Consider the following 24,639-nt stretch of genomic DNA (forward strand, 5'->3'; position numbering starts at 1 on the left):
GGCGTACGCGAGGCGTACGGGCTCGGCCGGACAGGCCCTACGCGGCGTGCAGGGCCAGGGTCGGCGACAGGCGGGCCGCGCGGACCGCCGGATAGAGGCCGGCGACGGTGCCGATGATGAGCGTGGCGCCGAAGCCGCCGCTGACGGCCCACGGCGGCACCACCCACGGCAGTCCGCCGGTGGTGGCGTAGACGAAGGTGGCGAGTGAGCCGAGGGCGATGCCCGCGAGGCCGCCGAGCCCGGAGAGCATGAGGGACTCGGTGACGAACTGGATGCGGATCTGGCCCCTGGTCGCGCCCAGGGAGCGGCGCAAGCCGATCTCGTAACGGCGTTCCAGCACCGAGATGATCATGGTGTTGGCGACCCCGACGCCCCCGACCAGCAGGGCGACCCCGCCGAGACCGAGCAGCAGATTGGTGAACGCGCCGTCCGTGGCGGCCTTCGCCTGCAGTGCCGCCGAAGGATCGGTGACCTTCACGACCTGCGGGTTCTGCGGGTTGGCGGTGCGCGGGACCAGGTCGCGTACGGCGGCGACCGCGGCGTCGGTGGACCGTTCGTAGACGGACGTGGGATGGCCGTCGAAGCCCAGCAGCCGTTCTGCCGCGTCCCACCCGACGAGGGCGGAGCGTTCGATCTCGGGGGCGAGCGGCAGCGGGTCGAGGATGCCGGTGACGGTGAAGTACCGGCCGCCGATGAACACCTGCTGCCCGGGGGCGGTGATGCCGAGGCGGTCGGCGGCGACGCTGCCGAGCACGACGGACGGGTACCTGCCGGTGGCCTTGTTGAGCCAGCTGCCGCTGCGCACCGAGCCGCGCAGGGTCTTCAGCAGCTCTTCCGTGGTCGCCTTGACGGCGATGCCGCCGGTGTCGCCCTCGGGGATCTTCTCGGAACGGCGTACCGACTGCTTGATGTCGCCGGTGGCACCCACCTGCTCGACGCCCGGGATCCGGCCGATCATGCCGGGGGCCTCCTTCGGCAGCCGGGCGTCCTGGCCGGTGAACAGCGCGTCGCCGGGGGTCACGACGAGCATGTTGGTGCCCAACCGGTCGAGCTCCCGCATGAGTTGGGCCTTGCTGGAGGACGAGATCCCGACCACCGCGATCATCGTCGCGATGCCGAGGGCGATGCCCAGCGCGGACAGGACGACGCGCAGGGGACGGCCGCGCAGTCCGGCGGATCCGACGTGGAACACATCGCGGGCGCTGAGCCGGGCGGGGGAGAGTGCGGTGCGCCTCATACGGCGACCGCTCCGGCGTCGGTCCCGGTGCCGGGCGCGGAGTCGGGTGCGTTGCCCGTCCCGCCACTCGTAGGGGTCTGCCTGGTGTCCGCCACGACCCGGCCGTCGCGGATCCGCACCTGGCGGGGCAGCCGGTCGGCGATCTCGCTGTCGTGGGTGATCACGGCGATGGTCGCGCCTTCCTTGTTGAGGTCGTGCAGCAGCTCCATGACCGCCTCGCCCGAGGCGGAGTCCAGGGCGCCGGTGGGCTCGTCGGCGAGCAGCAGATCGGGTTCGCCGACGACGGCGCGCGCGATGGCGACGCGCTGCTTCTGCCCGCCGGACAGCTGGTGCGGCTTGTGGTCCATCCGGTCCGCGAGGCCGACGCGCTCCAGTGCGGCGGCGGCCCGGCGGCGGCGTTCGGCGCGCGGCAGGCCCGAGTAGAGCAGCCCCTCGGCCACGTTGTCCTGGGCGCTGATGCCGGGCACGAGATGGAACGCCTGGAAGACGAAGCCGACATGCTGGGCGCGCAGCGCGGAGAGCCTGCGGTCGGAGAGCGTGGCGACGTCGTGGCCCGCGATGGCGACCGAGCCGGAGGACGGCCGGTCGAGGGTGCCGACGATGTGCAGCAGGGTGGACTTGCCGGAGCCGGACGGGCCGACGATGGCGAGGAGTTCACCGTCGTCGATCGTCAGGTCCACGCCGCGCAGCGCCGCGACGCCGCCCGGGTACTCCTTCCCGACGCCGACGAGTTCCACGACGGTGTTCGGAGCGGTACGGATGGGACTCACAGCGACGGCACCCCGACCTTCATGCCCTCGCGCAGCCCGCCGCCGCTGACCTCGACCCGCCCCTGCCCGAACATGCCGAGCTCGACGGCGACATCGCGCGCCTTGCCGTTCTCCACGACCTGGACGCCGAAGCCGCCGCTGGGCAGCGCCAGCAGGGCGTTGACGGGTACGGACAGGACGCCCTTGTGGGTCTGTCCGGTCAGGTTCACCGTCACCGGGGACTTGTCGAGGCCGCCGACCTTGGACGGGTCGTCGAAGGTGACCGTGACGGAGATCTTGGGTGTCTTGTCCTGCGGGTCCTCGCCCTCCTCGACGGTCTTGCCGATGGAGGAGACCTTGCCCTGCGCGGTCCCGCCGCCCGGCAGGTCGACGGTGACCTTGGTGCCGGTCCGCGCCAGCTGACCGTCGGCGACCTCCAGCTTGAACTCGACGATCCGCTCGGAACTGGTCGTGGTCAGCACCGGTTTGCCGGGGCCGGCCTGGTCGCCGACGGTGGAGTCCGCCGACTTGATCCGTACCGGACCGGCGGAGAAGGCGATCTGGTCGGGGCCGGTCGTGCCGGTCTTCGGCAGGTCGTGGTCCTTCTGCCAGCGCTTCACGGCATCGGCGGTGCCGGCGGTGAACTTGTCGTCGTCGGCCAGACCGGAGCCGAAGCCGAGGGCGCGCAGGTTCTCCTTCAACTGCCGGACATCGTCGCCCTTGTCGCCGGTCTTCAGCGTCCGGTACATGGGGGTCGTGCCGTACATCAGCCGTACGGGCTTGCCGTCGACCTCGTACAGCCTGCCGTCGCGGGCGACGGAGGAGCCGGCGCCGGCGACCCAGGTGATGGTGCCCATGGCGCCCGCGTTGATCTTGCGCTCCTTGGAGTACCCGAGCGTGCCCTGCTTCTGGGTGCTGTCGCTGAGATCGCCGCGCGCGATCGGGGCGGTCGCCGGCGGCAGGCCGGAGTTCTGCTGGGTCACCCCCTTGTCGGGGGCGGCCAGCGCGGTGACCGCCACGCCGCCCCCGGCGACGACCACGACCACCGCCACGGCGGCCAGAACGATTCTCTTGCGCTTCATCGACGTATTCCCGTCCGTCCCTGCGTGCTCTGCGGCGTGCTCTGTGTTCCGTGCGTTGGGTGCGTTCCGTGCGTTCCGTGCGTTCCGTGCGTGTTCTTGCGCATGGCGTCGGTTCCGCCGGCCGTCAGTCGACGGAGCAGAGCTTGTTGGCCTTGTCGAACTTCTCCTTCTCCGCGCCCTGCGGCATCGGCATGGCCTTCTGCATCCCGCCACCGCCGCCATAGTTCGGATCGGGCATGTCGACACCGTTCTTACGCATGCACTGGGCGAACTTGAGAGCCTTGTCCTTGTCCGCCTGGGATATCTCTCCCGACGGATTCGCGCTGAACTGCTTGCAGGCGTCCATCGCCTTCTTCATGGACGCCTCGCTGCCGTTGCTGCCGATCGTCATGCCCCGCGGGTCCTCGCCCGGCTTGGGTTCCTGCACGTCCATGCCGTTGTCCCGCAGGCACTTGCGGAACTTGAGCGCCTTGTCGGCGGCGGTGTCGGCCGAGCTCTTCCCGGGCGATCCCTTCGCGTCGGAGTCCGAATCGGAGCCAGAACAGGCGGAGGCGAACAGGGCGAGAGCGGCCAGTGCCGCGGCGCCGGCGGAAACACGGTGACGATTTCTCATGGGATTCTCACTTTTCGACGGTTCCGGATAGTGACGGGAAGAGATTGACAGCCGCAGAGCTCTCGTTTCTCTAAGCGAGGTCCTTTACAACGCCGAAAGGTCCCCATCGGGTAAACAGGGGCACATGCGTGTTCTGCTGGTGGAGGACGAGGAATTCCTGGCCGAAATGGTGGCCGACGGGCTGCGCCGTGACGCCATCGCGGTGGACGTGGCGTCGGACGGCGCGGAAGGGCTGCGGAAACTCCGGTTCGGCGCCTACGACGTGCTCGTCCTGGACCGCGATCTGCCCGGGGTGCACGGCGACGAGGTCTGCCGCCGGGTGGTGGAGCAGCGGCTGCTCACCCGGGTGCTGATGCTCACCGCCGCGGGCACCGTCCGCGACCGGGTGGCGGGGCTCGGCCTGGGCGCCGACGACTACCTCACCAAGCCGTTCGCCTACGACGAGTTGCTCGCCCGGGTCCTGGCGCTGGGCCGCCGCGTACACCCCGCGCTGCCCCCGGTGATCGAACGCGCCGGCCTCGTCATGGACGGCGCGCGCCGCCAGGCGAGCCGCGACGGCCGGTATCTGAGCCTGTCCCGGAAGGAGTTCGCGGTGCTGGAGGTACTGATGCGCGCGGACGGCGCGGTCGTCAGCGGAGAGGACCTGATCGAGCAGGTGTGGGAGGAGGACACCAGCTACCGGACGAACGCGGTCCGGGTGACGCTCAGCAAGCTGCGCACCAAGCTGGGCGAGCCGCAGGTGGTGGAGACGGTGCCGGGCGTCGGCTACCGGATCGCCGACGTTCCCGTGGACCAGAACCCGGGCCCCGCCTCCGGGGGCCATGACCCGGATCCCGCCTCCCTGGACCGGCACCCCAGTCCCGCCTCCGGGGACCAGAACCCGAACTCCGCCTCCGGGGAGCGGTCATGAGCCGGCTGCGACTGCGGCTGTGGCGGCTGAGCAGTGAACGTGCCCGGCTGACGAGTCTGTACGGCGGGCTCCTGGTGCTGGCCGGCGGCGTGCTGATCGCCCTGGTGTACTCGCTGGTGCGCAGCGGGCTCTACTCCACCATCAGCCTCGCCGTCACCACGGCCGTCCCCAGCAACGGTGTGCGCGCCCCGTACGCCCTGCCGACCAGGCAGTTCGCCGAGGCCCAGCCCGCGGTGCCGATGCCGGGGGTGACGTTCGATCCCGCCAACGTGCACGCGGCGACGAAGATGATCACGACGGCGGCGGAGAGCGCGGCCCTCAGCAAACTGCTGACCGTCTCCCTCGTCTCGCTCGCCGTCTTCGCCGTGCTGTCGGTGGCGCTGGCCTGGTGGATGGCGGGACGGGTGCTGCGCCCGGTGGGCGTCATCACGTCCACCGCCCGCCGGCTGTCCGGGGAGAACCTGCACGAGCGCATCAAGTTGAAGGCGCCGCCCGGCGAGCTGAAGCAGCTCGCCGACACGTTCGACACCATGCTCGACCGGATAGAGCAGCTGGTCTCCGCCCAGCAGCGGTTCGTCGCCAACGCGGCCCACGAGCTGCGGACGCCGCTGGCCGTGCAGCGTGCCGCGGCCGAGATCGGACTGGCGGACCCGGACCTGGATCCGGAACGGCTGGCGCGTCTGCGCGGCAAACTCATCGACGTCGCCGATGACAGCGAGAAGCTGATCGACGGACTGCTGCTGCTCTCGGCCAGCGACCAGGGGCTGGAGCGGGTCGGGCCGATCGCGCTCGACGCGACCGCGGCGAGCGTGGCGAAGGCGCTCGCGGACCAGGCGAGCGAGCACGGGGTCACCGTCGGGACCGAACTGCGGCCGCTGACCGTGCAGGGCGAGGCCGTGCTGCTCGGGCATCTGGTGCACAACCTGGTGAGCAACGCGATCCGCTACAACCACCCGGGCGGGCAGGTGCGGGTCACGGTCGGCGCGGACGGCCTGGAGGTCACCAACACCGGCCCCGAGGTGCCGGCCGCGGCGGTGCCCGAGCTCTTCGAGCCCTTCCGCCGGATGCAGGCCCGGCGGCACCGGCCGGGGGAGGGGGCGGGACTCGGGCTGTCCATCGTCGCCTCGATCGCCCGCGCGCACGGAGCCGTGGCCACCGCCGCCGCGAATCCCGGCGGCGGCCTGACGGTCCGCGTGGCCGGCTGGAATCCGACCTGAGGCCTGGGGGACCTGGAGGACCCGGAGACCCCGGAGGACCCGGGGTCCTGGAGGCCCCGGAGACTCTGGAGGACCCGAGGTCCTCGAGGCTCTGGCGCCCTGGGGCTCCTAGAGGTCGAACTCCTTGGGGTCGATGCCCACCGCGAAGCACGCCTCGCGGACGACACCCTGCTCGGTCTTGTCGAAGTCACCGTCGGCGCCGCCGATGACGATGCCGATCTGGATGACGGCGCGGGCCTCGGTCGGCTTCTTCTGGACCTTGCCGATCTCCTGCAGGATCCCGACCTTGCCGAAGTCGAAGTCGGCGGTCAGCTTGCCGAGGTAGGCGTCGAACCGGCGCTGCAGGTCCTCGGCCGGGAAGTTCTGCAGTACGTCGTTGCCCGCGATCAGCGACGCCACGCGCTGCCGCTCGGACGGGTCGATCTGACCGTCGGCGGCGGCGACCAGCGCGCACATCGCCATGCTCGCGTCGCGGAACGCCCCGCTCTTGAGGTCGTTCTTCTTGGCGGTGAGCTGGGTCTGCATGGTCTGCGCGGACTCCTTGAAGCGGTTCCACAGGGCCATGGTGGTGTCTCCTCGACGCATTGGCTTTCGATCTCGCCCAGGGAACTCCCCGGGGACCCCATGGAGTTCCCCGGTGCTCCCCGGCAGGGCTCCCGCCAGGGGAGCACCGGGGAGCGCGCGGGACCTGCGGCAAAGGATGCGACGGCAAAGGATGCGACGGCAAAGGATGCGACGGCGAAGAATGCGGCGGCGCAGGTCGCGGCGGCTACGGGACCAGCACGACCTTGCCCATCGTGGCGCGCGTCTCCAGCGCCCGGTGCGCCGCGGCGGCCTCCGCCAGCGGGAAGCGCTGCACCGCCGGTACGAGACGGCCGGCCGCGGCCTCCGCGAGGGCCGCCTCCTCCAGGGCGCGCAGGCCCTCGGGGCCGCCGATCGCCTTCATCATCGCCGGGCCGATCACGGTCCGCGAGGTGATCCCGCGGGTGGCCAGCTCCTCCTCGCCGAGGTCCAGCGGACCGCCGGCGGACCAGCCGTAGACGAGGTGCCTGCCGCCCTTGCCGAGCAGGTCGACGGCGGCGCGGCCGAGCGGGCCGCTGACGGCGTCGAAGACGACGGTCGCGGACCGGCCGCCGAGGGCGGTACGCACCTGGTCGGTCCAGCCGGGGGCGTTGTAGTCGACGGCCACGTCCGCGCCCAGGCCGCGGACCCGTTCGGCCTTGGCCGGGCCGCCCGCCGCTCCGACGACGGTCGCGCCGAGGTTCCTGGCGTACTGGACGAGCAGGGTGCCGATACCGCCCGCCGCGGCGGTGACGATCACCACGTCCTGGTCGGTCAGGTCCGCGAACCGCAGGATGCCGAGCGTGGTGCGGCCGGTGCCGATCATGGCGATGCCCTCGGCGAAGTCGACGTTCTCCGGCAGCTCGTGCAGCTTGCCGGTGTCGGTGACCGCGGTCTCGGCGTAGCCGCCGGGCACCATGCCGAGGTGGGCCGCGACGCGGCGGCCGAGCCAGCGGGCGTCGGTGCCCTCGCCGAGCGCGTCGACCGTGCCGGCGACCTCGCGGCCGGGGATCGTCGGCAGCTCGGGCAGCGGGTACGGGCTCTTCGGGTCGCCTTGGCGGAAGACGGTGTCGATCACGTGGACCCCGGCCGCGCGGACGGCGATCCGCACCTGCCCGGGACCCGGCACCGGGGTCGCCGTCTCCTCGTACGTCAGGTTCTCGGCGGGGCCGAAGGCGTGCAGACGGGCGGCGCGCATGGCGTTTCTCCGGATCTTCGGGCGGTGCGGGCGCCTGATGGCGCAGCACCGCTCATCCTTGGACTTGAACCTAGGTTCAAGTCAAGGCCGGAGATCCGGAGGAAGCCGGGAGGCCCTGACGTCTGCCGTACCGCGTTACGACGACCTGGCCAGGAGCTTCTGCTTGGCTTGGGCGTACTCATCCTCGGTGAGGTCGCCGCGGCTCTTCAGCTCGGACAGCTTGTGGAGCTGGTCCACGCTGTCGTCCGAAGAACCCGCCGCCTCGCGCACGTACTGCTTGAAGGCCGTCTGCTGGGCCTCCGCCTGCTTGACGTCGCGCTGGCTCATGCCCTTGCCGCGCACGATGACGTAGACCAGCACGCCGACGAACGGCAGCACGATGACCAGGATCATCCAGCCCGCCTTGGCCCATCCGCCGAGCTCGCGGTCGCGGAACAGGTCGCCGATGATCCGGAACAGCAGGAAGAACCAGAGCACCCAGAAGAACAGCAGAAGCATCGTCCAGAAGAGGTCGAGCATCGGGTAGTTTTCCATGACTCAAGGAGAAGCCCTGGTCAGAGCTGGCGCATCCGGGGTTGACCCGAATGGGTCACACGCGCGGGAAGCGGGCCCGCAGGTCCCAGACGGCCGGGTTGTCGCCGAGGCCGTCGTGCATGTCGGTCAGATCCGCGATCAGGTCGTGCAGGAAATCGCGTGCCTCGCGGCGGAACGTCGTGTGGTGCAGCGACAGCGGCGGCTCGTCCTCGGCCCAGTCGGCGACGACGTCCACGTAGCCGAAGCGCCGCGCGAAGCGGAGCCGGTCCGTGGACTCGGTGAAGTCGAACTCGGCGTACTGCGAGCGGGAGGCGCGGCTGCCGCGCGGGTCCTGGTCCAGCCGTTCGACGATGTCGCACATCGCCCACGCGAAGTCGAGCACCGGGACCCATCCCCAGGCTGTGGACAGTTCGCGCTCGCCCTTCGCGAGGTACACATCGCCGCAGAACAGGTCGTGACGCAGGGAGTGGACGGTCGCGGTGCGGTAGTCCGTCTGCGGGGGGTCGGGAAAGCGGCGGGAGAGGGCGTAGCCGAGGTCGATCACACTGTCGATCGTCGCACGCGGTACGACCGCGGAATGACGCGTCGGATGGACGCGTGGGCGCGGCCCGGTCCGGGTCGGCGCAGCAACCGCCGCCCGCTCCGGGTCGGCGCAGCAACCGCCGCCCGCTCCGGGTCAGCGCAGCAGCCGCTGCTCCTTGGCCACGGACACCGCTCCGGCGCGGGTGTCGACGCCGAGCTTGTCGTAGATGCGGCCCAGGTGCGTCTTGACGGTCGCCTCGCTGATGAACAGCGCGCGGGCGATGTCGCGGTTGCCCAGGCCCTGCGCGAGCTGGGCGAGGATGTCCAGCTCGCGTTCCGTGAGGTTCGGGCGCGGGGCGCGCATCCGGGCCATGACGCGGCTGGCGACCGGCGGCGAGAGCGTGGTGCGGCCCTGGGCCGCCGCGTGGATCGCGGCGAACAGCTCCTCGGGGCGCTCCGCCTTCAGCAGATAGCCGGTCGCCCCGGCCTCGATGGCGCGGGTGATGTCGGCGTCGGTGTCGTACGTGGTCAGCACCAGGACGTGCGGGGCCGCGTCGGGCGCCTCGACGGCCGAGGTGATCCGCCGGGTGGCCTCGACGCCGTCGATCCCGGCCCCCAGCTGGAGATCCATCAGCACGACCTGCGGGCGCAGCCGGGCGGCCATGACGACCGCCTCCTCGCCCGTCCCGGCCTCGCCGATCACCTCGATGTCGCCCGCGCTGGCGAGCAGCGCGAGGAGCCCGGCGCGTACGACGGCGTGGTCGTCGCAGACCAGCAGCCGCACGGGGGCGGGCGCGGGGGTGGGTTCCGGCAGGGCGGCGGCGGTCACTGGTGCTCCAGGGGGATCGTGGCGGTGACGACGGTGCCTTCGCCCGCGCCGCTCTCGACGGTCAGGGTGCCGCCGAACTGGCGGAGCCGGGCGCGCATCGCCGGCAGGCCGTGGCCGCGGCCCGCCCCTTCGGCGGCGGTGCCGGAGGTGGGGCCCGCGCGGTCGGCGGGGTCGAAGCCGCGGCCGTCGTCCGCGATGTCCAGGACGGCCTGGTCGCCGAGGTACGACAGGGTGATCACGGCGGCCGAGGCGCCGGCGTGCTCGCGCACATTGGCCAGCGCGCCCTGCGCGATCCGCATCAGCGCGGCCTGCGCGGCGGCCGGCAGCCCACCCGAGCCCGTCCCGCCCGAGCCCGCTGAGGCCGTCCCGTCAGGGCTTCCGTCCAGGTGGAAGCGGACCGGCAGGCCGCTCTCCGCCGACTCGCGTTCGGCCAGCGCCCGCAGCGCGTCGTGCAGGGTGCCGCCGTCGGCGAGGTCGGCGGGCGCGAGGTCGTGCACGAAGGCGCGGGCCTCGGCGAGGTTGCGGGCGACGATCGACGTCGCGGTGGTGAGGTGCGTCCTGGCGGTCGCCGGGTCGGTGTCCCAGGTGCGGGCGGCGGCCTGCAGCAGCATCTGCTGGCTGGACAGGCCCTGCGCCAGGCTGTCGTGGATCTCCATCGCCAGCCGCTGCCGCTCGGCCAGCGCGCCCGCGCGCCGCTCGGTCGCCGCGAGCTCCCGCTGGGTCCTGACGAGGTCGTCGATGAGCGCGTGCTGACGGGTGGCCTGCCGCTGCATGTGCAGGAAGACGGCGGTGGCGAGGCCCGCGACGGCGGGCGGCAGCAGGAGGAGGTTGGGGTCGAAGCCGTCGGCCAGCCGCAGCTGGGAGATGACGACCAGGACGGTGAGAGCGGCCACGAGGATGATCGCGGCACGTGCCGGCAGGGTCCGCAGCCCGGTGTAGAAGAGCGGGATCGCACACCAGGCGAAGCTCGGCGCCAGCAGCACGATCACCACCCAGGCGACGACGACGGCCGCCAGCCACAGGCGGTGGGCCGAGGGCCCGGCCCGTCCGGCGGCCGGACCGAGCGCGTACAGGACGGCGAGCGCGACGCTCAGACCGATCACCCACGGCACCCGCGCGGCGCCCGGATGGTGCACCACGAAGCGGGTCAGCGAGGCACCCAGCAGCAGGACGAACGCGGAGTGCATGACGAGGGTGAGCCAGCCCGCATCGGGGTCGGCGGTCTCCGCCGCCGGTCGCGGGGTGGTGCTCACGTGGATCTCCTCGTCGTCGGCCGCTCCTGCCCCCGTCTCCCTTTATCGCCCGGCCCCGCCGGCCCCGCATCATCCGATCGGTTGACGGCCCCGTCATCCATCATGCCCTCGGTGAGGGGCCGGCTCGCCGACCCTCGGCGGCCCTGGCCGGGATGAGGATCGGAGGGCGGGCCTGAACGGGTCCGAGTTCCCCCGATGAGGAGTGACCGTGAAGATTTCCGCTCGTGTTCTGGCCGGGTCCCTCGCCGCCGCCGCTCTCGGCGCCGGCGTCTTCGGCAGCGTGTCGGCGTCCGCCGCCCCGGCGCCCGCCGCGAAGGCCGCCGACGTCCGGCCGTCGCAGACCGTCCGGACGACGCATCTGACGATCGACGCCGCCGCCAAGGGCGCCCAGGCAGCGCTCGACGCCGCCGAGAAGGCCGGTCAGCACGTCACCGTCGCGGTCGTCGACCGCAACGGGAACACCGTCGTCACCCTGCGCGGCGACGGCGCGGGCCCGCAGTCCTACGAGTCCGCCGAGCGCAAGGCGTACACCGCGGTCTCCTGGAACGCCCCGACCTCGGAGCTGGCCAAGCGGCTGGCCCAGGCCCCGAACCTCAAGGACATCCCCGGCACCCTCTTCCTGGCCGGCGCCGCTCCCGTCACCGACGGCGGTGCGCCGATCGCGGCCATCGGGGTCGCCGGTGCGCCCAGCGGTGACCTGGACGAGCAGTTCGCGCGGGCCGGGGTGGCGGCTCTCGGGAAGTGACCGCCGGACGAACGCCGACGGCCTCCGGATCGGCGTGCGATCCGGAGGCCGTCGGGAGGTGCGGCCGGTGTCAGAGGTTGACGCCGAAGTCCGTGGCGATACCCACGAGGCCGGAGGCGTAGCCCTGGCCCACCGCGCGGAACTTCCACTCCGCGCCGTTGCGGTACAGCTCGCCGAAGACCATCGCGGTCTCGGTGGCCGAGTCCTCGCTCAGGTCGTAGCGGGCGATCTCCGCCTCGCCGGCCTGGTTGACGATGCGGATGTAGGCGTTGCGGACCTGGCCGAAGTTCTGGCTGCGGGTCTCGGCGTCGTAGATCGAGACCGGGAAGACGATCTTGTCGATGTCGGCCGGGAGCGCCGCCAGGTTGACCTTGATCTGCTCGTCGTCGCCCTCGCCCTCACCGGTCTTGTTGTCGCCGGTGTGCACGATGGACTGGTCCGGCGTCGCCTTGTTGTTGAAGAAGACGAAGTGGCCGTCCGAGTAGACCTTGCCGGTGGTGTTCACAGCGATGGCGCTCGCGTCGAGGTCGAAGTCGGTACCGGTAGTGGTACGGACGTCCCAGCCGAGACCGACCGTGACCGCCGTCAGGCCAGGCGCCTCTTTGGTCAGCGAGACGTTGCCGCCCTTGGACAGGCTTACAGCCATTGGGAGTCCCCTCCATGGAGATGGGTTGTTGCCGACGAAGCTACCGTCACCCGTCACAACGCCGTCAGAGGACTGTCTGGTTCCCTTCGAAGGATTCACGATTGGCCACGGCGGCCGAAACCACCGTGGAAAACCCTGTGACGGGAGCCGTCGGAACACGGGATCATAGGACGCATGTCCGGTCCCCTTGTCATTCGCGGCTCCGTCTCCGTCCCGGAGACCGAGCTCCTGTGGCGTTTCTCCAGGTCGTCGGGGCCGGGCGGGCAGCATGTGAACACCAGTGACAGCCAGGTCGAGCTGCGCTTCGACCTCGCCGGTACGGAATCCCTGCCGCCGGTCTGGAAGGACCGGGCGCTGGAGCGCCTCGCGGGCAAGCTCGTCTCCGGCGTGCTGACGGTCAAGGCCTCCGAGCACCGCTCGCAGTGGCGCAACCGGGAGACGGCGCTCGTCCGGCTGGCGTCGGTGCTGGCGACGGCCACCGCTCCGCCGCCCAAACCGCGCCGTCCGACGAAGATCCCGCGTGGGATCAACGAGCGGCGGCTGCGGCACAAGAAGCAGCGCGGCGAGACCAAGCGCGGCCGCGATCAGCGTTCCTGGGACTGACCCCCGGAACTCCGGGCCGTTGGGCCGTCGGCTCAGTCGAGCTGCCGGTAGCGGCCCTTGAAGTAGACGAGCGGTGAGCCGGCGGCGCTCGGCGTCTGCGCGGCGAGCACCCGTCCGATGACGAGGGTGTGGTCCCCGGCCGTGATCCGCTGCTCCGTCTCGCACTCCAGCACCGAGAGCGCCCCGCCGAGTATCGGTGCACCGGATCGGGTGCCCCGGTAGTAGGCGACGTCCTCGAAGAGCAGCCGGTCGCTGATCCGGCCGCGCATCGCGAAGCGCCCCGCGATGTGCCGCTGGCTCTCGCTGAGCACGGACGCCGCCCACAGCGGCTGCCGTTCCAGCAGATCGTCCATTCGCGAGTCCGTGCGAACGCTCACCAGTACCATCGGCGGTTCGAGCGAGACGGACAGGAACGCGGTGGCCGTCATACCGACGTCCTCGCCCCGGGGCCCGTCCTCCGGGTCGTGAGCGGTGACGAGAACGACGCCGGCCGCGAGGCGGGCCATCGCGGCGCGGAAGTCGTCGGGGTGGGCCATGATCCCAGGATGGGGGACAGCGGATGTCTGCAGCACACCAAGGACGGTACGTCCCCGTTCTGGCCCCGCGCATCGGGCTTCAGGACCAGGACCGGCCCGGGCCCGGCCTAGGCCGGTACTAGCCGGGTCCTAGGCCCAAAGCCATACGCTCCGTGGTCAAGCCCGGACAAACTCCTGTGACTTGAGTCACAAGGGGCAGGAATTGTTGACCCTGTGTACCGGCCGAACTGCTCGCTGTGATTCAGTTGCCGTGGCAATCGGACGACAAGAAATCCCAGGAGTTGCTGTCGAGGGCTCGGAGAGAGGCATGGACACCGAGTCGGAGCCGTATGTCCGTCTCGCGACCCTGCGTCAGCTGCACCAGGTCGTAGCAGACCTCAATACGGCACGAAGTCTCGCCGACACTCTGCAGGCCGTGGCCGACGGGGTGGTCAACGGGCTGGGCTATGAACTCTGCGCCGTGAACCTGGTGCGCCCGGACGGCGACCTGGTCGTCGCCGCCTTCGCCGGAAGTGCCGCCGCCGAGTCACTGCTCGCCGGCCGCGTCGGATCCCGCTCCTCGTGGGAGCGCCGGCTGAACATGGGTGAGCGCTGGGGGATGTTGCGGTTCATACCGCACACCGAGGGCTGGGTCCTGGTCGACGACGACGTCCCGCAGTGGCACACCGACGGCCCGCCGCCCCGCTTTCCGGACGAGTGGCACCCCAACGACCGGCTCTACGCCCCGATGTACGCCTCCGCCAACATCGGCGGCGAGCTGATCGGCGTCATCTCCGTCGACAAGCCCACCAACGGCCGGCACCCGGGCCCCTGGGGGTGCGAGGCGCTCCAGATGTACGCCTTCCAGGCCGCCATCGCCATCAGCAACGCCCGGCTGCGGGCCAACATGCAGCGGGCGCTGGTCCGGCTGGAGCGCGACCAGCAGGCGCTGCGCGCCAGCGAGGAGAGCTTCCGGCAGGCGTTCGAGTACGCGCCCAGCGGTATGGCCATCGCCGAGATGGGCGGCGACCAGCACGGCAAGCTGCTGCGCGCCAACGACGCGCTGTGCCGGCTGTTGGGCCGCCCCGCCTCCGTGATGCGGCGTTACTCGTTCTCCGACCTCGTCCACCCCGAGGACGTCGGCCTGCTGCTGCGGACCTCCGCCGAGGGCGGCCGGGCCGAGCTGCGCCTGGCCCGCCGTGACGGCACCTATGTGTGGGTCTCGCTGCGCAACTCCGTCGTCGCGGACACGGCGGACGGGCCGCGCTTCCTGCTGACCCACGTCGAGGACATCGAGGAGCGCAAGGGCCGCGAGATGCAGCTCGCCCACCGCGCCAGCCACGACTCGCTGACCGGGCTGCCGAACAGCGCGGAGCTGCGCGCCCGGCTCTCCAGCCGGCTCTGTCAACGGCCGGACGACGCGGTGTCCGACGCCGCACCCGACGAGTTCGCGTTCAGCTACGGCTTCGGCCCGGACGAGATGGCCAGCCCCATGGGGGCGGTCGGCGGCTACGACCTGCACACCCACACCACCGCGCCGGACGAGAGCGTGGACTCGGGCAGCAAGGGCCTGGCCGTGCTCTTCTGCGACCTGGACGGCTTCAAGTCGATCAACGACCGGTTCGGTCACCACACGGGCGACGCCGTCCTGATCGAGGTCGCCCGCCGGCTGGCGAGCGTGGTCCGGGACGGCGACACCGTGGCCCGGCTCGGCGGCGACGAGTTCGTCGTCCTCGCCGACGGCCTGGGTCCGGCCGACGCGCAGGACCTCTCGGTGCGGCTGCGCAACGCGATCATCCCGCCGATCCGGGTCGACGGCCGGGCGGTACGCGTCGGCGCCAGCTTCGGCATCGGCTGGGCCGGCTGCGGTATGACCGCCGACGAGATCCTGCACTCCGCGGACCAGCGCATGTACATCGAGAAGCGCTCCCGCTCGCGCAACCACCGCCGCGCGGGCTGACCCCGGGGCCGGGCGGGACCGGGCGGGACCGGTCCGCAGGTCCGCAGGGGTGGGATCGGACGGCCCCCGGTGATCGGTTGGTGACCCCCTGAGCCCGTTGAGGGTCGATACCGGGGCGGAACGGGACCAAAGCCGGACCGCAACGGGACCAATGCCGGGTTCACGGGGGTTCCCTCCACCTTGCGGAGTACCCGAGATCGATCTGGCGGTTGACCCCGGACCGCCATTCCCCTGCATACGCTGGGTAATGTGCAGCGCCTCTACTCCTTCCTCCGCAGACACCCGACGTGGGTCGACAGCTTCTGGGCTCTCGTCCTGCTCGGGATCAGCGCGCTGTTCGTGATGGAGGACAGCCAGCTGTCGCCGTTCTCCCGGCTGGCCGCGGTCCCGATCGCGATCGGGCTGAGCGCCGTCGTCGCGCTGCGCCGCCGGTCGCCGGAGAACACGCTGCTGCTGGTCATCGCCCTCGGCATCGCCCAGATCGTGCTGGACGTCCGGGTCAATCCCGGTGACTTCGCGATGCTGGTCGCCGTCTACACCGCCGCCGCCAACGGCGCCCGCTGGGCCTCGCGGCTCGCCCTCGTCGGCGGTCTGAGCGCCTCGCCGATCTCGACGCTGCGCTGGCCGGACGACAACCCGTACTCCAGCACCTGGGTCGGCATCGCCCAAGTGATCTTCGTGTCCGTCCCCTTCGCGCTCGCCTGGGTCATCGGCGACAGCCTCCGCACCCGCCGTGCCTACTACCTCCAGCTGGAGGAGCGGGCCGCCCGGCTCCAGCGGGAGCGCGAGGCGCAGTCCAAGGCCGCGGTCGCCGCCGAGCGGGCCCGGATCGCGCGGGAGCTGCACGACGTGGTGGCGCACAACGTGTCGGTGATGGTGGTGCAGGCGGACGGCGCCGCCTATGTGCTGGACGCCTCGCCCGAGCAGGCCAAGCAGGCGCTGTCGACGATCTCCAGCACCGGCCGCCAGGCGCTCGCCGAGATGCGCCGGCTGCTCGGCCTGCTGCGGGCGGGCGACGACAGCGGCGGCGAGTACGTGCCGCAGCCCGGTGTCGATCAGCTGGCCGAGCTCGTCGAGCAGGTGCGCGGCGCCGGTCTGCCGGTCCGCTTCGAGGTGACCGGCGAGGCCCGCCCGCTCTCCAGCGGCGTGGAGCTGACCGCGTACCGCATCGTCCAGGAGGCGCTGACCAACACCCGCAAGCACGGCGGCATGGACGCCACCGCCACCGTCCAGCTCGTTTTCGCGGACGCCGAACTGGACCTGCTCATCGAGGACGACGGGCGGGGTTCCCAGCACGAGCTGTACGAGGACGGCGGCCAGGACGGCCTCGGTCAGGGCCTGATCGGGATGCGCGAGCGCATCGGCATGATCGGCGGCACGCTGGAGGCCGGGCCACGGCCCGGCGGCGGCTTCCGGATCAGCGCGGTGCTGCCCCTCAAGACGGGACGCTGACGCACCCGGCGCCCCCCGCCGTCCCGCCCCACCGGGTCATCCCCGCCGACTCCCAGAAGCCGATTTCCAGCAGAAGAGGACCAGAACACGATGGCGATCCGCGTAATGCTCGTCGACGACCAGGTGCTGTTGCGCACCGGTTTCCGCATGGTGCTGCAGGCCCAGCCCGACATGGAGGTCGTCGCGGAGGCGGGCGACGGCGCGGAGGCGATCGAGGTGCTGCGCTCCACCAAGGTGGACGTGGTGCTGATGGACGTCCGCATGCCGCGCCTCGACGGTGTCGAGGCGACCCGCCAGATCTGCGGCGGCCCGGACCGCAAGCCGGACGACGGCGGCCCGCGGGTGCTCATCCTCACCACCTTCGACCTGGACGAATACGCCTTCTCGGCGCTCAAGGCGGGCGCCAGCGGCTTCATGCTCAAGGACGTCCCGCCGGACGAGCTGCTGGGCGCGATCCGTTCCGTGCACAGCGGGGACGCAGTCGTCGCCCCGAGCACCACCCGCCGGCTGCTGGACCGCTTCACGCCGATGCTGCCCAGCTCCGGCGCCCCGGACAACACGGCGGTGAACCGGCTGACCGAGCGCGAGCGCGAGGTGCTGCTGCTCGTCGCCCAGGGGCTGTCGAACGGTGAGATCGCGCGGAAGCTGGTGCTGTCCGAGGCGACGGTGAAGACCCACGTCGGCCGGATCCTCACCAAGCTCGATCTGCGCGACCGCGTCCAGGCGGTGGTGCTGGCCTACGAGACGGGCCTGGTGCGCGCCGGCACCGGCGGCCACTAGGGTCTGTCGTCTGGATCTCCGCGACGCCGTGGAGATCCAGACGACAGGCCCTAGCCGCCTGGTCGCCGTAGCCCGCGGCTCCAGCTCTGTCGTCAGCCGTCGTCGCGCAGGACCAGCGCCGGCAGCCCCGGGAAGCGCTGGTCGAACTCCGCCCGGCGCAGCCGGTTGACGCGCTTGGGTCCCTGGTCGCGCCGCTCGATCAGCCCGGCCGTGCGCAGTACTGCGAAGTGGTGGCTGAGCGCGGCCTTGCCGACGGGCACGTCGAAGGTTCCGCAGGTCCGCTCCCAGTCGCCGGCCGGCGGAGTCGGCACGGTCGCCGGGCAGGTCGCCCGGCTCGGTGGGGCGGGCGCGGTCTACGGGGTCGTGTCGCGGCAGGCCGCGGAGGCGCACCGGCTCATGGACACCCGCACCACCACCGGCAAGCTGCTGCCGCGCGTCGCGGGGGAATGACGCGCGGGAGGCCTGCCGGCGGCGGGGCGCGTGCGGCAGCGGGGATCGGCCGCCGTCAGGCGTCCAGGCGCTCCACGAACGCCCGCACCGCCTCCGCGACGTCGTCCACCGTCCACTCCAGCGCCGACGCGGCCACCGTCACCTCGGTCACCGACATCCCCGGCACCTCGCTGTCGAACCACTTGCCGAACACGACGGACTTCGTCTCCAGGGCCTGCCGCAGCCCGGCCGCGTCCAGTACCGAGGCCGGGTACGGCAGCCACACCTGGAACTGGTGGGTGAAGGGCACCGGGGGGTTGATCCGGAAGAACGGCACCGCGCCCTCGAGGCCGTCCCGCAGCCCCTCCACGACGTTCTTCGCGTGCGCCACGTACGAGGGCAGCCGCGGCAGTTCGTTGTCCAGTCCGGCCAGCGCGGCGAGCACCGTCGGGAACTGCTGGAACGGCAGCCCGCCGTACCGGTGGCGCCAGGCCTTCGCCTCCGCGATCAGGTCCGCAGGGCCGGCGAGCACCGCGCCCGCGATGCCGTCGAGCGACTTGTAGAACGACACGTAGACGCTGTCCGCGAGGTCCGCGATCTCCGCCAGGGAGTGTCCGAAGTGCGGCGGGCACTCCCACAGCCGGGCGCCGTCGAAGTGCACCACGGCGTCCCGGTCGCGCGCGGCGGCCACCGTCGCGGTCAGCTCCTCCCAGGTGGGCAGCTGGAAGCCCGCGTCGCGCAGCGGCAGCTCCAGCATCAGCGTGCCGAACGGTTCGTCGAGGTTCCTGATCTCCTCCGCGGTCGGCATCCGGGGCGCGGTCGTCGGATGGACGGTGCGCAGCCCGCTCACCACCGAGAGGGCGTCGCGCTCATGCACCTCCGGATGGGCCAGCGGGTGCAGCGCGACCGACGGGTTGCCCGTCCGGCCCGCCCAGCACCGCAGGGCCACCTGCTGCGCCATCGTGCCGGTCGGGAAGAACGCCGCGGCCTCCAGGCCCAGCAGCTCCGCCACCCGCTGCTCCAGCGTGGCGACGACGCCGTCGCCGTACATGTCCAGCGGAAGGTCCAGGTCGTACGCGGCCGCGCTCTCGGCCACCAGGCGCTCCAGCCGTTCGCGCATCAGCGGCCGCTTGCCGCCGGACAGCACCCGGTCACAAGCCCGTACAGCCGCCAGTCGCGCTGCCTTCTCGTCGTCGATCGCATTGCCCATGGCACCGATCCTGCCCCACGGGGACCCCTTCTGCCGAGGGGGATTTCCCGGCTGCCGGGCGTCCATCCCATGGACCCCCGGGGAGGCCGGGAAGCATTCGCGTAGCATTGACGAGAACGTCCGGTACCGCTCAGGACTGGAACGGAAGGCCAGCGCAGCGTGAACGCATCGCATACCCCGGGCCCCATGCCCTCCGAAGCGGAGGCGCGCCCCGCCCGTCTCACCGTCGGCGTCGTCGGCGCGGGCCGGGTCGGACCGGCGCTCGCCGCCGCCCTCAAGCTCGCGGGTCACCGGCCGGTGGCCGCGTCAGGGGTCTCCGACCTCTCACGGCGCCGCGCGGCGACCCTGCTGCCCGACGTGCCGCTGGTCGAGCCCAAGGAAGTGCTCGCCCGCGCGGACCTCGTCCTGCTGACCGTCCCCGACGACGCGCTGCCCGGCCTGGTCACCGGCCTCGCCGAGACCGGCGCCGTCCGCCCCGGCCAGCTGATCGTGCACACCTCGGGCCGGTACGGCACGGGCGTGCTCGAACCGGCGCTGCGGGCCGGCGCCCTGCCGCTCGCGCTGCACCCGGCGATGACCTTCACCGGCACCGCGGTGGACGTGCAGCGGCTGGCCGGCTGCTCCTTCGGCGTCACCGCCCCCGAGCAGCTGCGGATGGCCGCCGAGGCCCTCGTCATCGAGATGGGCGGCGAGCCCGAGTGGATCGACGAGGCGGCCCGCCCGCTTTACCACGCCGGTCTCGCGATCGGTGCGAACCACCTGGTCACCCTGGTCGCCCAGTCCATGGAGCTGCTGCGCGAGGCGGGCGTCGAGGAGCCGGGCCGGATGCTCGGGCCGCTGCTCGGCGCCGCGCTCGACAACGCCCTGCGGGCCGGCGACGGCGCGCTCACCGGCCCGGTCGCGCGCGGCGACGCGGGCACGGTCACCGCCCACCTGGCGGAGCTGCGCAAGCACTCCCCGCAGGCCGTCGCCTCCTATCTGGCGATGGCGCGGGCCACCGCGGACCGCGCGATCGCCAACGGAATGCTCAAGCCGGAATTCGCCGAGGCACTGCTCGAAGTCCTCGCGGACGGGGGACCCCGATGACCACGCACCTGCTGGCGACGGCCGCGGAGCTGCGGGCGGCCGCCCTGGACGGCCGCCCGCGCGCCGTGGTGATGACGATGGGCGCGCTGCACGAGGGGCACGCGACGCTGATCCGCACCGCGCGCGAGCACGTGGGGGCGGCCGGCGAGGTCGTCGCCACCGTCTTCGTCAATCCGCTGCAGTTCGGCCCCGGCGAGGACCTGGACCGCTATCCGCGCACCCTGGACGCCGATGTGAAGATCGCCGAGGGCGCCGGCGCGGACTACGTGTTCGCGCCCGCGGCCGACGAGGTCTACCCCGGCGGCGCACCGCAGGTGCGGATCACGGCCGGCCCGATGGGGGAGCGCTACGAGGGCGCCTCCCGCCCCGGCCACTTCGACGGCATGCTCACCGTCGTCGCGAAGCTGCTGCACCTCACCGCCCCGGCCGTCGCGTTCTTCGGGCAGAAGGACGCCCAGCAGCTCGCGCTGATCCGCCGGATGGCGACGGACCTGAACTTCCCGGCGGAGATCGTCGGCGTCCCGACGGTCCGCGAGGGCGACGGGCTGGCGCTGTCCAGCCGCAACCGCTACCTCTCGGACGCCGACCGCCCGGCGGCGCTCGCCCTGTCGCGCGCGCTGTTCGCCGGCCGGGACGCGGTCCAGGCGGGCCCCGACGCCGTACGAGCGGCGGCGCGCACCGTACTGGAGCGGACGGGGGACGGCGGCCCGGCCGTCGACTACCTGGCCCTCGTCGACGCCGCGGACTTCACCGAGGCGCCGCCCGGCCACACCGGACCGGCGATCCTCGCCGTCGCCGCGAAGGTCGGCACGACCCGTCTGATCGACAACATCCCCCTGGAATTCGGAGCCGCCCGATGAACGGAACCGGCATACGGTTGCACGCCCCCGCCCCCGGCTGGGCGATCGCCGCCGACGTGATCGTCGTCGGGTCCGGCGTCGCCGGCCTGACGACCGCGCTGCGCTGCGCCGCCGCCGGGGCGAAGGTCGTCGTCGTGACGAAGGCGCAGATGGACAACGGCTCCACGCGCTGGGCCCAGGGCGGCATAGCGGCCGCGCTCGGCGAGGGCGACACCCCGGAACAGCACCTGGACGACACCCTGGTCGCGGGCGCCGGGCTGTGCGACGAGCCGGCCGTGCGGGCGCTGGTCACCGAGGGCCCGGACGCGGTGCGCCGGCTCATCTCCACCGGCGCGCAGTTCGACACGTCCGACGAGACCGGCGAGATCCTGCTGACCCGTGAGGGCGGCCACCACCGTCGCCGGATCGCGCACGCCGGCGGCGACGCGACGGGCGCCGAGATCTCCCGCGCCCTCGTGGAGGCGGTCCGCGACGCCGGTATCGAGACCGTGGAGAACGCGCTCGTCCTGGACCTGCTCACCGACGAGGCGGGCCGCACCGCGGGCGTCACGCTGCACGTCATGGGCGAGGGCCAGCGCGACGGCGTCGGCGCCGTGCACGCCAAGGCCGTGGTGCTCGCGACCGGTGGCATGGGCCAGGTGTTCTCCGCGACGACCAACCCGGCCGTCTCGACCGGCGACGGCGTGGCGCTCGCGCTGCGGGCCGGCGCCGAGGTCAGCGACCTGGAGTTCGTGCAGTTCCACCCGACCGTGCTGTGGCTGGGCCCGGACGCCGAGGGCCAGCAGCCGCTGGTGTCGGAGGCGGTCCGCGGCGAGGGCGCGTACCTGGTCGACGCCGAGGGCGTCCGGTTCATGACCGGTCAGCACGAGCTGGCCGAGCTGGCGCCGCGCGACATCGTCGCCAAGGGCATCACCCGGCGCATGCAGGAGACCGGCGCCGAGCACATGTTCCTGGACGCCCGGCACTTCGGCGCGAAGATGTGGGCCGAGCGCTTCCCGACGATCCTCGCGGCCTGCCGTTCGCACGGCATCGACCCGGTCACCGAGCCGATCCCGGTGGCTCCCGCGGCCCACTACGCGAGCGGCGGCGTCCGGACGGACCTGCTGGGCCGGACGACCGTGCCGGGCCTGTACGCGTGCGGTGAGGTGGCCTGCACGGGTGTGCACGGCGCCAACCGGCTCGCCTCCAACTCGCTGCTGGAGGGCCTGGTCTTCGCCGAGCGCATCGCGGCCGACATCATCGCCGACCCGACCGCGCCGGGCGCCCCCGTCGTCCCCGCGCCGGCCCGCACCCCGCTGCCGGCCTCCGAGGCCCGCTACGAGATCCAGCGGATCATGACGGCGGGCGCGGGCGTGCTGCGCAGCGCCGCCAGCCTGGCGGGCGCGGCCACCGCGCTGGAGCGCCTCCACACCGCCTCGGTCGAGGATCTGGAGCGCGACGGCAAGACCGCCGAGCCGTGCGTCGAGACGTGGGAGGCGGCCAATCTGAGCCTGGTGTCCCGGGTCCTGGTCGCGGCCGCCCGCCGCCGGGAGGAGACTCGTGGCTGCCACTGGCGCGAGGACCGGCCGGACCGGGACGATGCCCAGTGGCGCCGGCACCTCGTCGTCCGCCTGACGCCGAACGGGACGCTGGCCGTCCACACCACCGACACGGCGGACTTCCCGCCGGTGCGCAATGAAGAGGCACCGCTCGACAGCCTGCCGGTGACCGCAGAAACCCCGCGGGGGACGACCCTCGCAGCCCTCAAGGAGCCCTCGTGAGTACCCCGGACCGTCCTCAGCCCGTCCTTCTTCCGCTGCCGCAGTTCGGCCTGCCCGTCGGCCTGCCCGACGAGGGCCCGGGCGGCTGCGGTGACGCGTGCGGCTGCGGCGGCGACGAGGAGCTGTACGAGCACGACCCGCTGGAGTGCGGTCTGGACGCCGATCTGGCGCAGCTGCTCGTCGACGCGGGGCTCGACCCCGTCCAGGTCGAGGACGTCGCGCACATGGCGATCGAGGAGGACCTCGACCAGGGCGTGGACGTCACCACCGTCGCGACGGTCCCCGAGGACGCCTTCGCCACCGGTGACTTCACCGCCCGCGAGGCCGGCACCGTCGCGGGCCTGCGGATCGCCGAGGCGGTCCTGTCGGTCGTCTGCACCGACGAGTTCGAGGTCGAGCGGCATGTCGAGGACGGCGACCGCGTCGAGCCCGGCCAGGTGCTGCTGACGGTCCGCACCCGCACCCGTGACCTGCTGACGGGTGAGCGCAGCGCGCTCAACCTGCTGTGCCGGCTGTCCGGTATCGCCACCGCGACCCGCGCCTGGTCGGACCTGCTGGAGGGCACCAAGGCGGAGGTCCGTGACACCCGCAAGACGACGCCGGGGCTGCGCGCCCTGGAGAAGTACGCGGTGCGCTGCGGCGGCGGCGTCAACCACCGGATGTCGCTGTCGGACGCGGCGCTGGTCAAGGACAACCACGTGATCGCGGCCGGCGGTGTCGCGCAGGCGTTCAAGCTGGTCCGCGACGAGTTCCCCGACCTGGCCGTCGAGGTCGAGGTCGACACCATGGACCAGGTGCGCGAGGTCCTCGCGGCGGGCGCCGACCTGATCCTGCTGGACAACTTCACCCCGGAGCAGACCGCCGAGGCCGTCACGTACGTCGCCGGCCGCGCCGTCCTGGAGTCCTCGGGCCGGCTCTCCCTCGACACCGCCCGCGCCTACGCGGAGACCGGCGTCGACTACCTGGCGGTGGGCGCGCTCACGCACTCCTCGCCGATCCTGGACATCGGCCTCGACCTGCGCTCGGGAGTCTGAGACCCGCATGCTCCTCACCATCGACGTCGGCAACACGCACACCGTCCTCGGCCTCTTCGACGCGGAGGAGATCGTCGAGCACTGGCGGATCTCCACCGATTCGCGCCGTACCGCCGACGAGTGGGCGGTCCTGCTGCAGGGCCTGATGGGCATGCACCCGCTGCTCGGCATGGAGCTGGGTGACGGCATCGACGGCATCGCGATCTGCTCGACGGTGCCGGCGGTCCTGCACGAGCTGCGGGAGGTCACCCGGCGCTACTACGGGGACGTCCCGTCGGTCCTCGTCGAGCCGGGCATCAAGACGGGTGTGCCGATCCTGGTGGACCACCCGAAGGAGGTCGGCTCCGACCGGATCGTCAACTCCCTGGCGGCCATGCACCTGTACAACGGTCCGTGCATCGTCGTGGACTTCGGTACGGCGACGACCTTCGACGCGGTCTCCGTGCGCGGTGAGTACATGGGCGGCGCCATCGCCCCGGGCATCGAGATCTCGGTGGACGCCCTCGGGGTGCGCGGCGCCCAGCTGCGCAAGATCGAGCTGGCCCGTCCGCGCAGCGTCATCGGCAAGAACACCATCGAGGCGATGCAGTCCGGCATCCTGTACGGCTTCGCCGGCCAGGTCGACGGTGTCGCGGAGCGGATGGCCCGGGAACTCGCCGACGACCCGGACGACGTCACGGTGATCGCCACCGGCGGTCTCGCGCCGCTCGTCCTCGGCGAGGCGTCGATCATCGATGTGCACGAGCCGTGGCTGACGCTGATCGGGCTGCGGCTGGTCTACGAGCGGAACGTCTCGACGACCTGACCCCGACGCGCGGCGTGCATCCGCGGTACGGCTCCAGATCCAGCCATGT

26 protein-coding genes and 1 pseudogene are annotated in these 24,639 nt (G+C 72.3%); 13 read left to right on the plus strand and 14 right to left on the minus strand.

Annotation, left to right across the window (positions count from 1 at the left end):
• Positions 1-37: 37 nt before the first annotated feature.
• The 4 genes from LNW72_RS22710 to LNW72_RS22725 form a co-directional block, all read right to left on the minus strand.
• On the minus strand, positions 38-1,237 hold the full coding sequence (locus LNW72_RS22710; RefSeq protein WP_250977082.1) for an ABC transporter permease: 1,200 nt from the start codon (positions 1,235-1,237) through the stop codon (positions 38-40).
• Positions 1,234-2,007, minus strand: a complete 774-nt coding sequence (locus LNW72_RS22715; protein WP_250977083.1) for an ABC transporter ATP-binding protein — start codon at positions 2,005-2,007, stop codon at positions 1,234-1,236. Before LNW72_RS22715 ends, LNW72_RS22710 begins: the two co-directional genes overlap by 4 nt.
• Positions 2,004-3,068, minus strand: coding sequence for a peptidoglycan-binding protein (locus tag LNW72_RS22720; protein ID WP_250977084.1), 1,065 nt, complete (start codon positions 3,066-3,068; stop codon positions 2,004-2,006). Before LNW72_RS22720 ends, LNW72_RS22715 begins: the two co-directional genes overlap by 4 nt.
• Before the next feature lie 124 nt (positions 3,069-3,192).
• Positions 3,193-3,681, minus strand: a complete 489-nt coding sequence (locus LNW72_RS22725; protein WP_250977085.1) for a hypothetical protein — start codon at positions 3,679-3,681, stop codon at positions 3,193-3,195.
• Positions 3,682-3,805: 124 nt separating this feature from the next.
• Here LNW72_RS22725 and LNW72_RS22730 point away from each other — a divergent pair, with 124 nt between their 5' ends.
• Both LNW72_RS22730 and LNW72_RS22735 read left to right on the plus strand, forming a co-directional pair.
• Positions 3,806-4,591 (plus strand): response regulator transcription factor, encoded by a 786-nt coding sequence (locus LNW72_RS22730; protein ID WP_250977086.1) that lies wholly within the window; start codon positions 3,806-3,808, stop codon positions 4,589-4,591.
• Complete coding sequence (locus LNW72_RS22735; RefSeq protein ID WP_250977087.1) at positions 4,588-5,808, plus strand: ATP-binding protein; 1,221 nt, start codon at positions 4,588-4,590, stop codon at positions 5,806-5,808. Before LNW72_RS22730 ends, LNW72_RS22735 begins: the two co-directional genes overlap by 4 nt.
• Before the next feature lie 108 nt (positions 5,809-5,916).
• Here LNW72_RS22735 and LNW72_RS22740 read toward each other — a convergent pair whose 3' ends face one another.
• From LNW72_RS22740 to LNW72_RS22765, 6 genes are all read right to left on the minus strand, one after another.
• Positions 5,917-6,372: a tellurite resistance TerB family protein gene (locus LNW72_RS22740; RefSeq protein ID WP_250977088.1), complete on the minus strand. Its 456-nt coding sequence runs from the start codon at positions 6,370-6,372 to the stop codon at positions 5,917-5,919.
• A 205-nt stretch (positions 6,373-6,577) separates the two neighbouring features.
• Entirely contained in the window at positions 6,578-7,567 is a 990-nt protein-coding gene (locus LNW72_RS22745) for a zinc-binding dehydrogenase (RefSeq protein WP_250977089.1), read from the minus strand.
• Between the two features lie 135 nt (positions 7,568-7,702).
• Entirely contained in the window at positions 7,703-8,101 is a 399-nt protein-coding gene (locus LNW72_RS22750; protein WP_250977090.1) for an SHOCT domain-containing protein, read from the minus strand.
• A 55-nt stretch (positions 8,102-8,156) separates the two neighbouring features.
• Positions 8,157-8,645 (minus strand): hypothetical protein, encoded by a 489-nt coding sequence (locus tag LNW72_RS22755; protein WP_250977091.1) that lies wholly within the window; start codon positions 8,643-8,645, stop codon positions 8,157-8,159.
• Positions 8,646-8,777: 132 nt separating this feature from the next.
• A complete protein-coding gene (locus LNW72_RS22760) occupies positions 8,778-9,437 on the minus strand; it encodes a response regulator transcription factor (protein ID WP_250980268.1) in 660 nt (219 codons plus the stop codon).
• 11 nt (positions 9,438-9,448) lie between these two features.
• The gene (locus LNW72_RS22765) at positions 9,449-10,639 is read right to left on the minus strand and encodes a sensor histidine kinase (RefSeq protein WP_250980269.1); all 1,191 of its coding nucleotides are present in this window, start codon (positions 10,637-10,639) and stop codon (positions 9,449-9,451) included.
• Positions 10,640-10,913: 274 nt separating this feature from the next.
• On the opposite strand from LNW72_RS22765, the gene LNW72_RS22770 reads away from it, so the two are divergent.
• Positions 10,914-11,450, plus strand: a complete 537-nt coding sequence (locus tag LNW72_RS22770) for a heme-binding protein (protein WP_250977092.1) — start codon at positions 10,914-10,916, stop codon at positions 11,448-11,450.
• 70 nt (positions 11,451-11,520) lie between these two features.
• Here the strand turns inward: LNW72_RS22770 and LNW72_RS22775 are convergent, their stop codons facing one another.
• Complete coding sequence (locus tag LNW72_RS22775) at positions 11,521-12,096, minus strand: TerD family protein (protein ID WP_138354105.1); 576 nt, start codon at positions 12,094-12,096, stop codon at positions 11,521-11,523.
• A 174-nt stretch (positions 12,097-12,270) separates the two neighbouring features.
• On the opposite strand from LNW72_RS22775, the gene arfB reads away from it, so the two are divergent.
• Positions 12,271-12,699 (plus strand): alternative ribosome rescue aminoacyl-tRNA hydrolase ArfB, encoded by a 429-nt coding sequence (gene arfB / locus LNW72_RS22780; RefSeq protein ID WP_250977093.1) that lies wholly within the window; start codon positions 12,271-12,273, stop codon positions 12,697-12,699.
• Between the two features lie 32 nt (positions 12,700-12,731).
• Here the strand turns inward: arfB and LNW72_RS22785 are convergent, their stop codons facing one another.
• Positions 12,732-13,235, minus strand: coding sequence for a flavin reductase family protein (locus LNW72_RS22785; protein ID WP_250977094.1), 504 nt, complete (start codon positions 13,233-13,235; stop codon positions 12,732-12,734).
• Between the two features lie 307 nt (positions 13,236-13,542).
• Between LNW72_RS22785 and cdgB the strand changes: the two genes are divergently transcribed.
• The 3 genes from cdgB (at position 13,543) to LNW72_RS22800 (ending at position 17,406) form a co-directional block, all read left to right on the plus strand.
• Positions 13,543-15,174, plus strand: a complete 1,632-nt coding sequence (gene cdgB, locus LNW72_RS22790) for a diguanylate cyclase CdgB (protein WP_250977095.1) — start codon at positions 13,543-13,545, stop codon at positions 15,172-15,174.
• A 249-nt stretch (positions 15,175-15,423) separates the two neighbouring features.
• The gene (locus LNW72_RS22795; protein ID WP_250977096.1) at positions 15,424-16,626 is read left to right on the plus strand and encodes a histidine kinase; all 1,203 of its coding nucleotides are present in this window, start codon (positions 15,424-15,426) and stop codon (positions 16,624-16,626) included.
• Between the two features lie 90 nt (positions 16,627-16,716).
• A complete protein-coding gene (locus LNW72_RS22800; protein ID WP_138354110.1) occupies positions 16,717-17,406 on the plus strand; it encodes a response regulator transcription factor in 690 nt (229 codons plus the stop codon).
• A 92-nt stretch (positions 17,407-17,498) separates the two neighbouring features.
• On the opposite strand, the pseudogene LNW72_RS22805 reads toward LNW72_RS22800, so the two are convergent.
• Positions 17,499-17,702, minus strand: a pseudogene (locus LNW72_RS22805) (ArsR/SmtB family transcription factor); the annotation flags it as partial.
• Here LNW72_RS22805 and LNW72_RS22810 point away from each other — a divergent pair.
• Complete coding sequence (locus LNW72_RS22810; RefSeq protein WP_250980494.1) at positions 17,653-17,856, plus strand: hypothetical protein; 204 nt, start codon at positions 17,653-17,655, stop codon at positions 17,854-17,856. The pseudogene LNW72_RS22805 and the gene LNW72_RS22810 overlap by 50 nt on opposite strands.
• Positions 17,857-17,911: 55 nt before the next feature.
• Here LNW72_RS22810 and LNW72_RS22815 read toward each other — a convergent pair whose 3' ends face one another.
• A complete protein-coding gene (locus tag LNW72_RS22815; protein WP_250977097.1) occupies positions 17,912-19,045 on the minus strand; it encodes a beta-eliminating lyase-related protein in 1,134 nt (377 codons plus the stop codon).
• Between the two features lie 186 nt (positions 19,046-19,231).
• Between LNW72_RS22815 and LNW72_RS22820 the strand changes: the two genes are divergently transcribed.
• Genes LNW72_RS22820 through LNW72_RS22840 form a run of 5 tightly spaced genes read left to right on the plus strand, consistent with a single transcriptional unit; the run spans position 19,232 to position 24,590 of the window.
• Positions 19,232-20,131 (plus strand): Rossmann-like and DUF2520 domain-containing protein, encoded by a 900-nt coding sequence (locus LNW72_RS22820; protein WP_250977098.1) that lies wholly within the window; start codon positions 19,232-19,234, stop codon positions 20,129-20,131.
• Entirely contained in the window at positions 20,128-20,991 is an 864-nt protein-coding gene (gene panC / locus LNW72_RS22825) for a pantoate--beta-alanine ligase (RefSeq protein WP_250977099.1), read from the plus strand. The genes LNW72_RS22820 and panC overlap by 4 nt, the downstream gene beginning before the upstream one ends.
• Complete coding sequence (locus LNW72_RS22830) at positions 20,988-22,751, plus strand: L-aspartate oxidase (RefSeq protein WP_250977100.1); 1,764 nt, start codon at positions 20,988-20,990, stop codon at positions 22,749-22,751. The genes panC and LNW72_RS22830 overlap by 4 nt, the downstream gene beginning before the upstream one ends.
• A complete protein-coding gene (nadC, locus tag LNW72_RS22835) occupies positions 22,748-23,785 on the plus strand; it encodes a carboxylating nicotinate-nucleotide diphosphorylase (RefSeq protein WP_250977101.1) in 1,038 nt (345 codons plus the stop codon). Before LNW72_RS22830 ends, nadC begins: the two co-directional genes overlap by 4 nt.
• Positions 23,786-23,792: 7 nt before the next feature.
• Positions 23,793-24,590: a type III pantothenate kinase gene (locus tag LNW72_RS22840; protein WP_250977102.1), complete on the plus strand. Its 798-nt coding sequence runs from the start codon at positions 23,793-23,795 to the stop codon at positions 24,588-24,590.
• Positions 24,591-24,639: the final 49 nt, after the last annotated feature.

The organism is Streptomyces sp. RKAG293 (assembly GCF_023701745.1).
Taxonomy (GTDB): Bacteria; Actinomycetota; Actinomycetes; order Streptomycetales; family Streptomycetaceae; genus Actinacidiphila.